The organism is Flavobacterium sp. SM15 (assembly GCF_022012335.1).
Lineage (GTDB): Bacteria > Bacteroidota > Bacteroidia > Flavobacteriales > Flavobacteriaceae > Flavobacterium.
This window is the reverse complement of sequence record NZ_JAKLTO010000001.1, coordinates 595262-604843: the sequence shown is the minus strand read 5'-3', so window position 1 is coordinate 604843 and position 9582 is coordinate 595262. Positions and strand designations below refer to the sequence as shown.

Below are 9582 nucleotides of genomic sequence, written 5' to 3'. Positions count from 1 at the left end.
GTGTTGGTAAACGTGTCTTCCGTAACGGTTGAAGATCTTAAGTTCTTTCACATTTAATGTAGTTAAATCGAAAGCATCGTTTTTAGTATCTCCATTCGGTGAAATACCTTTTGGAATCTCACAACTGATGTCGCTCACACTAAAATCGTCAGAGCTTATACAACCTCCGCTAGTGGTTAATTCAACCCCATATGTTCCAGGAGTTGTAACTACATAAGAGCTGTTGGTCCCTAAAACAACACCCGGTGCAGAAAGGTTAAACCAAGCATAGGTTCCTTGAGCAGTTGTCGTTGTTGTTAAAGTATAAGAACCATTAAGACATCCTCCATCAATTGTAATAACATCAGCAGGTGGCAGATTATCCATTGTTCCGGTTGTTGCAGTAGAGACACACTGTGTAAGAATATCACGAACAATAATTGAATAAGATGCACCGGCAGCAATAGTTGCAAATGATGGTGAAGACTGATAAGTTACGCCATTATCAATAGAATATTCATAGCCAGACCCTATAGGAGAAGTAACTGTTACTGTACCTGTTGGCACATCACAAGTTGGTTCAACCGTAATAGAAAGACTAGGTGCATTTACTGGAACTGGAGTAACCAAAGTTACTGGAGCTGAAGCTGCAGAAATACATCCTGTAGCGATATCACGAACCGTAACAGTATGAGCACCTAAAGCCAAGCCTGCAAAAGTTGAGCTCGTTTGGAATGCTCCTCCATCAACCGCGTATTCAAATCCTGAACCTTGTGCTGGTGTTAGAACAACAATTGTTCCAGTCACAACCGCACATGTAGGTTGGATAGTCGCCGCAGTGTCCAATAACGGTGTAGTTGGAACTACTGGCGCATCAATAGTGAACGCTGTTGCAGTAGATTCACACCCTGATGCCAACTCTTTAACAGTAACCGTATGATTTCCTTGTGCTAAACCAGTGAAAGTTGCACTTGCTTGATAAGTTCCACCGTCAACCGCATATTCAAAACCTGTAGACTCAGCTGGAGTTTGAACTACAATGGTTCCCGTTGGTACATTACAAGTTGCATGAACTGTTGCAGCAGCATCTAGTATTGGTGCATTTGGAAGAACAGGCGAATCAATAGTGAACGGAGTTGTTGCAGACTCACATCCTGTTGCCAATTCTTTAACAATAACCGTGTGATTACCTTGTGCTAAACCTGTAAAAGTTGCACTTGCTTGATAAGTTCCACCGTCAACTGCATATTCAAAGCCTGTAGACTCAGCCGGTGTTTGAACAACCATAGTTCCGGTTGGTAATACACATGTTGCTTGTACTGTCACTAAAACAGTTGGCGCAGTTGGAGCCGCAGGAAGCGCATCAATAGTTACTGTAGCAGCATTAGACACACATCCTGTATTTATATCACGAACGGTTACGTTGTAATTTCCTGGTACTAAGCCGCCAAAAGTAGCAGAGGCTTGATAACTTATTCCATCCACACTGTACTCTAATGTCGCTCCAGTAGGGTTTGACACAACCAACGTTCCTGTTGGTGTTGTACATGTTGGTGCAATTGTCTGAGTTGCCGTTGGATCTGCAGGAGCAGCAGGCAACGGATCAATCGTTACTTGAGTTGATGCAGAAATACAACCTGTTGCAGTATCTCTAACCGAAACATTATAAGTTGTTCCAGGAGTTAAATTACTAAAAGTAAGTCCTGATTGATACGTTACTCCATCAACACTGTATTCTAAAGTAGCACCAGTTGGATTTGTTATTCCAATTTCACCTGTAGGCGAGCTACAAATAGGTGCGACTGTTTGAGCAGCTGTTGGAGCAACTGGAGCACCTGGTGCCGGGTTAATCACTACTGCAAGAGTAGACTTACAACCCGTAGTAGGATTTTGAACCGTTACCGTATAATTTCCAGGATTCAATCCTGTGAAAACAGTTCCGGTACCAAAAGTTGTACCATCAATACTGTACTGATAATTAACACCTGCAGAAGTTGTAAACTGTCTAAGATCAGAATAGTCTTCCGGATCTAAAACTTGCCAATCTAGAGGATTAAAAGTTGTACTAGGAGCCACAACCGTATTTAAACGACGGTAAGTATATCCAGGCTGACCATTTGGAGTAAAGGCAACACCAGTACGTACTCCCCATTCATCAATTAGAGTTCCTGTGGAAGTAACTAAACGAATGTTATCATTCTCATTAATACCCGCACAAGGAGAAACAGTCTGATGAGGAACGACTCCACCTAAATTAGGACTTGTACTTATCTTAACAACCCACTTGCCATTGTTTGGTAAAGTGAAGTTTGATAAAGCGAAATCACAGTTGGTAGAAGGTGTTGTGTTTCCATTATTGTAAACCTGTAATTTATATCCTGAAAGATTTACAGGAGCTCCTGTTCCATTGAAAATTTCAATATAAGTCAATGAACTACCCGATACATCGGAGTCAGTCACCTCAGAAATGAACAAATTAGTATAAACACTAGGTCCTGATGTTGGTCCTGTAACATTAATTGTACCTGTTCCCGAACAAGTCGCTGGATGAGTCAAACTTGCTGTCGGCGCAGGTGGATTATTAGGAATCGGGTTAAGAATAACCGAAGTAGTTGAAATACAACCATTAGTAATATCTCTAATAGCTACCTGATACGTTGTTCCCGGATTTAATCCACTAAACACATTTGAACTTCCAAACGTTGTTCCGTTATCGATACTGTACTCATAATTTGAGTTAGCCGTTAAGGTAATAGTTCCAGTTGGTACAGTACAATTTGCCTGTGTTACAACCGGCGCCATAGTTGGGCTGGCATTAATGGTAACGGTAGTTCTGATTGGTGCAGAAGTACAATTGTTGTTTCCAACGAAGTAGTACTCTACTGTATAAGTTCCCGGTTGACTCAAAGCAGGATTAATCTGCCCTGTATCCGTATTGATTGATAAACCAACCTGACCGTTTGCAATTCCGAAGTTTCCACCTTGATCCCCTGTGATTGTTACTGACTGAAGACCATCCGATTTACAATAAGAAGTTGCAGAATAAGCAATTGATGCAGAATAAGGCGCATTAATTATAACTGTAAAATAAGCTTCTCTTCCTGCACAAGCACCAGCGGCACCAGTGGTATCATTTTTAATCAAATAAGTTCCCGGAGGTGTTGCAGCAAGATTGATCTCTCCTGTTGCCGTATTAGCAAAAACAAGAGCAGTTGAGTTCACACATGAGAACGTACCGGCAACTGAACCTGCATTAATGATTGCAACAGGGTTAGTCGCTCCGTTAGTACAATACGTTACCGGATCATATTTAAAATATGGATCTGGACAACAAAGTGTCTGACCAGCACCAGGTGCATTGTTATTCAACTGACTAATGGTTATATGACCAGGATCGTCAGAGAAGTTAGTTACTAACAAGATATAAATCTGTCCTTGCTGAGCAAAAGGAATGTTTAACTGCTCAACAAAATCAGGCAAGTAACTACAACCGTAATCCGTTTGAGAACCATTATTGTTATTGGTATGAACCGGAGGAATATTTGGAATTCCGGTAGCACACGCTGCAGATTGAGAAGTATAAGGTCCCCAAAGTGCGTAATCCACGTCTAGATCAGGGTTAGTAACACTTCCGTTAGCAGAATACTGACCAATTTCAAGATTAATTGGCCCTGTTTGAGCAATTTGAATTGTAAAATACGTTGGGTTAGGAGTAGATCCTAAACAACCTACTGAACCCTGGCTGTCAACCCCTGTAGTATTTACATAGGTATAAGGTGTCACAGTACATATTGAAGAGGCGTTACCACAAGTTGATGGTGTGGTAATACATAAGTTAAAGGTTACTGTTTGAGGTGTAGCCTCAGTGGAGTATACGCGAATGTAGTATGTCTGTCCTACGGTTAATCCGTTTAACACATCACTGTTATCATTAATACATTCCACAACTGACATTGGTCCGCTACAGCTTCCTGAATAAACACTCATCACTAAATCGCTGGAAGTACCTACGATATCCTGTAACGAAACTTGTAAATAGTTATTGGTAGCAACGAACTGGAACCAAACATCGTCGTCATCTGTTCCGGTACATTGTGTACCTGAAGCAGCTGGTTGTGACGAAGCAGTTGCATACGTTAAGGTTCCTGCTGTTACCTGTGTACAATGCATATCAGGATTAACCGGCACTAAAATAGCGTCAACACACTCGTCGTTGATTGGTTTAGTATAGAATTCTCCTGTAGTCTCTGTCCAAGGTCCTGTATCGGTAGAAGAACATACGGATCTTACATAGAAAATATAACGTGTTCCAGGGATTAATCCTGTGATTTGAGCTGGAATACCATTAACCGTATGTGTCGGAGTTGTTAATGGTCCCGGTACTGTAGCACCATCAAAAGGAACAGCGTAAACTTCCCACTGAGTTGCCGGTCCAACCGGAGTCCAGGTTAAAGTAGCCGAAGTAGCTGAAGTTGTTTGAACCGCTAAAGCCGTTGGAGGAGGGCAGGTTACTACAGACAAGTTAACATTGTCAATAGCTGCCGGTGGTTGATTACCGTTAGCACCGTCATTTCTCCATTCGAATACCAAACGCATGGTTTGTCCTGCAAAACCAGCTGTAGGAATCATATTGTTCTCTGATTGGAATGCAGTAGTTCCAAATAAATTTCCTGTAATATTAATACGACCACCTCCAGTAGTAATTAAAGTACCCGGAGTTGGCGTATAGGTAACTGGCACTAACCACGCTCTTAAATAATCCACACTGGTTTCTCCATTAGCTCTCCAGTCAAACGAAAGAGTTAAAAGTGCAGCAGTAGATGGAATTTGAATGTCACGGTAAACGTGCGCAGTAGTAGCAGAAGTTAACGAGTAATTATTACTTGCTGCATTAGTATTACTGATATACAACGATTTACTTCCACCGTTGTTAACAGCTGTTCCAACTACCCATTTATTGGTTTGTGTTCCGTTAAGGAACGTCCATTTAATAGGGTTTTCAAAATCGTCAACATAATTTAAAGTTGCCGGGATTTGTTGAGTACTGAACACAAACGGCCCTACCCAGATGCTTTCATTTCCGGTACCACATACCGCTCTTACATAATACTCATAGGTAGTAGAATCGTTTAGTGTTGGTGTTGTGTAAGGATGTGCTCCTACAGGCAAGATTGCACTTGAAGCTGTTGGATAACCTGTATTTACTGGTTGGATCACTACTTCCCAAGAACCTTCCGATCCTCCGTTAGTCCAGTCTAGTACCGCTGAAGTCGAAGAAGAAACCGTAGCTGATAATACCGACGGTGCCGGACATGATAACACTGAGAAATTAATATTATCAACAGCTGCCGGTGGTTGAGAACCTCCTCCATTGTCGTTAATCCACTCGAATACCAAACGTGCAGTAGTTCCCGCGAAAAGAGCACCGTTTACAGTAATGTTTTGTCTGGTAAAGAAACTGGTTCTGTTTAAATCACCTCCAAGTTTAATACGATTAAGAGGTACCGATGGAACAATAGCAGTTCCTGATTGTGGAACAAAACTATTCGGAACCAAATAAACTTTTAATAAGTCGTTGGTAGATTCTCCTTCCGCTCTCCAATCAAAACCTAAATTCAAATTGGTAGTTCCCGCAGGAATCACGATATCTCTATAAGCGTGAGAAACAGTTGCAGCGCCTAAAGTATAAGCGTTAGTTGCTCCATTATCGTTTGTAATATAAAGTGATTTAGCACCACCGTTATTTACGGCAGATCCGATAATCCATTTGTTAGTTTGAGCAACGGTACCACTGTTAAGGGTCCATTCAGGATTTGACTCGAAAGTATCCACATAAGCAATTGTTCCCGGAACCTGTAACGTTGTAAATCTTATCGGTCCAACCCAACTGCTGGTTCCGTCAATACCACAGTTCGCCAATACGTAAACATCATACGATGTTGAACTGTTTAATGCCGGTGTATATGTTGGTGTTCCATTAACAGTAACTCCATCGGTAGGAAGACCTGGAGAAGCTCCCGGTGAAACTACTTGTACTTGCCATGAAGTTTCGTTAAATCCTGGATTCCATGTAATTACCGCACTGTTCGAGCCTATACTTCCAACCGCTAAATCGGTAGGGTTAGAACATTGTGGGATTTCTTCCAGAATAACCTGATCAATATAAATCCTTGCCCCATTTGCTCCCGGTGGAACATGGAAGGAAATATGTGCCGGTACATTGATCGTATTAAGGTTAATTACCTTTTCTAAATATGTAGTATTGGTTGCCGTTATTGAAGATAAAACCGGGTTCGCATTAAAATCTGCAGCAGAAGTAGACGCTGTAGAATACTTCACCTGAAAATTATGATTTGCTCCAGATTCCGCTCTATACTTGAAACGTAAACGTTGTGTTCCCGTAAAGTTGAACTTCGGTGAAATTAAGAAATCGTTATTGGTTGCATTACTTGAAACAATGCTCGCACACTGATCGCCTTCAAAGGCATTCGTAGTGTAGTTCATGTCCCATTGGTTTGCATCGGCATTCCCGTTAAACTTTGACCAACAAAATTCTGTAGCAGATGTTGAGTTGAATCCTTCTGTATATGGGAATGTAGTTACTGTACCACACTGTGTTGTAAAAGCAACTGGTGCAGTCCATGGACTATAGGTAACTCCGTCAGGACAAACCGCTCTTACGGTAAACACGTATTGTGTAGAGTGCGTAAGTGTGTTGTCTGTTACTGGAAGACCACCTGAAGCCACCGGTATTCCTGATCCTGTTGGAGGGAATGTTGCCGTTGGTGACTGAATAATGTATTCCCAACCATTAACTGAAGTTCCACCCCAAGTAAGTGTTGCGCTTGTTTGCGTAGTTGCCGTCACCTGAGGAGACGTTGGAGGCAAACAGTTTAATTTTTGAATTATTAAAGTATAATCAAACGTTTGTGGCGTTCCATTACTCGAAAGTACTATATAATAAGATGTTCCATTGGTTACCGCAAAAGGCATAATCTCACGAACACCACTTCCGGCATTAGCAACACCCGCCATACAGTTGTTTGTGATATTGGCACAGCTGCTGTAAACAAACATACCTGTATTGGTAGCTCCGCCACCTGGTGTCATGGTAATAATTACGTTACCTGTGAAGTCTGCCGTATACTTATAAATAACTTCGTGACCGTTCAAATAGCTGCCTGTAATCCCACAAGAACTTCCAGGTGAACCGTCAATAGCATCAGAATACAACACCGTATTACTAGTATGTGAATAAGGTATAGTCGTAACCGGTATAGGTTCCGCACAAGATGTTCCTAAGGCTTTAGTAAAAAAGGACAACTCTACAGGATTACTGTAAACTCCATTAGTACAAAACGTTCTTAGAATGTATTTATAACTTTTAGCCGGCAACAATGAATTCAGCTGATACATTACTCCCAATGGAGGATTCAGTGCATCCGCTCCTGGAGTGATAAGCGTCGGAGGCAGCACTACAGTATTTGAGTCTGTTTCGTTAATTACCGTTAACTCATACTGAGTTGCTCCCGCTCCCGCAGTGTTTTGCCAAAAAAGCAACGCAGAATTTGTGGTAATGTTTCTTGCATTTAGCACTTGAGGAGCTTTACACCCTTGTGTTAAATTAATTTGATCCAACAACAATCGGTCTCCATCTTGAACTCCTACAGGGTTACTTGGTTCATTTGGGATCTCCCTAACAAAAGCAATATATCCGGTAGTATTGTGGTATATCGCCGGAAAATCAACTGAGTGCTCAAAATATTGCGAATTGTTTGTACTGTTCAACTCATCTTCTGTAAACTGTCCAATCAACACAAACGAAGAAATATCGGTTTGTGAACTGGGAGAAAACATAATTTTAAATTTCGAACCTTGATTACCAACAATCAATTGGCGCATCCAGAAAATTAACTTTCCATCAGTTGGGACAGTTTTCAAATTGGTAACTAGCCAGTCTTGTGCTATCTCACCCGTACCCAGATCCTCAGTTTGGACAAACGCCGAACGGCCTGTTCCTCCGTAAACTGCGGTTGGTGCCGTTGTCGAGCCCCAATCTTGAACAGTTCCAACATTATTGTCGTAGACCGTCCAGCCTGTTGGCGGAAATCCTGTGTCAAAATTCTCTGTGAACTGGGCCAGTCCTATCAGAGGCAATAATGACATTAGGATTAATAATGTAATTTTTTTCATAAGTTAATATTTAGTTTTTTGTAGTATGTATAATCGCCAAATATAGCCTTTTTTGCGGATTTGCCCAATAGGAGTGTTAAAATTCACAAAAAATCGACCAAATGTTTCAATTTTTATCAGTCTTGTGTTATAAATATCTGGTTTATTGCTAAATATTAATTACTTATTTTTGCCTCTTGATTTGTGACTATGTTAGAAAAAGAAACCATAAACTTTGAAAAAACCGTAATTGTCGGGATCATCACCCAACACCAAAACGAAGACAAACTCAACGAGTACCTCGACGAATTGGAATTCCTTACCTATACAGCGGGTGGTGAAGTGATCAAGCGCTTTTCGCAAAAGATGGACAAACCCAACCCGAAAACCTTTGTAGGAACCGGAAAACTGGAAGACATCAACCTTTATATCAAAGAAAACGACGTTACTACGGTAATTTTCGACGATGAACTTACTCCGGCGCAACAAAAAAACATTACCCGAGAACTGGATTGTAAGGTTTTAGACCGCACCAACCTTATTTTAGACATTTTTGCCCAGCGTGCCGAAACTTCTTATGCAAGAACCCAGGTAGAATTGGCACAATGTCAGTATTTATTACCTCGACTTACCGGAATGTGGACGCACTTGGAACGTCAGCGTGGAGGAATTGGGATGCGCGGTCCGGGGGAAACGGAAATCGAGACCGACCGTCGTATCGTGCGCGACCGCATCGCCTTACTCAAAGACAAAATCAAAACCATCGACAAACAAATGTCGGTGCAGCGCAGTAACCGAGGCGCCATGGTTCGTGTGGCTTTGGTAGGTTATACCAATGTTGGAAAATCCACTTTGATGAATGCGGTGGGGAAAAGTGATGTATTTGTGGAAAACAAGCTTTTCGCTACGCTTGACACGACCGTGCGTAAAGTAGTGATTAAAAACTTACCGTTTTTATTATCGGACACGGTTGGATTCATTAGAAAGTTACCTACCCAATTAGTAGAATCTTTTAAAAGTACCTTAGACGAAGTTCGTGAGGCGGATTTATTGCTGCATGTCGTGGATATTTCCCACCCGGATTTCGAAGACCATATCGAATCGGTGAACCAGATTTTACAGGATATTAAAAGTGCCGATAAACCTACCATTATGGTGTTTAACAAAATCGATGCTTACAAACACCTGAGCCTTTCCCAAGACGAAATTGAGGAAAAAACCACCAAACATTATACTTTGGAAGACTGGAAAAACACCTGGATGTCCAAAGTGGGTAAAAACCACACCTTATTTATATCGGCTACCGATAAATTGAATTTTGAAGAATTCCGCGAAAAGGTTTACGAAGCGGTTCGTGAAATTCACATCACGCGCTTTCCGTACAATAAGTTTTTATATCCGGATTATAAAGATGCCGTGGATAATGACTAA

Annotated in this window: 2 protein-coding genes; one reads left to right on the top strand and one right to left on the bottom strand. The window is 41.4% G+C overall.

Annotated features, from left to right (window positions below; translation table 11 throughout):
* The coding region (locus tag LZZ90_RS02850) for a choice-of-anchor J domain-containing protein (RefSeq protein WP_237789168.1) at window positions 1–8172 on the bottom strand (8172 nt) is incomplete at its 3' end.
* Window positions 8173–8361: 189 nt separating this feature from the next.
* On the opposite strand from LZZ90_RS02850, the gene hflX reads away from it, so the two are divergent.
* Window positions 8362–9582, top strand: coding sequence for a GTPase HflX (hflX, locus tag LZZ90_RS02845; protein WP_237789167.1), 1221 nt, complete (start codon window positions 8362–8364; stop codon window positions 9580–9582).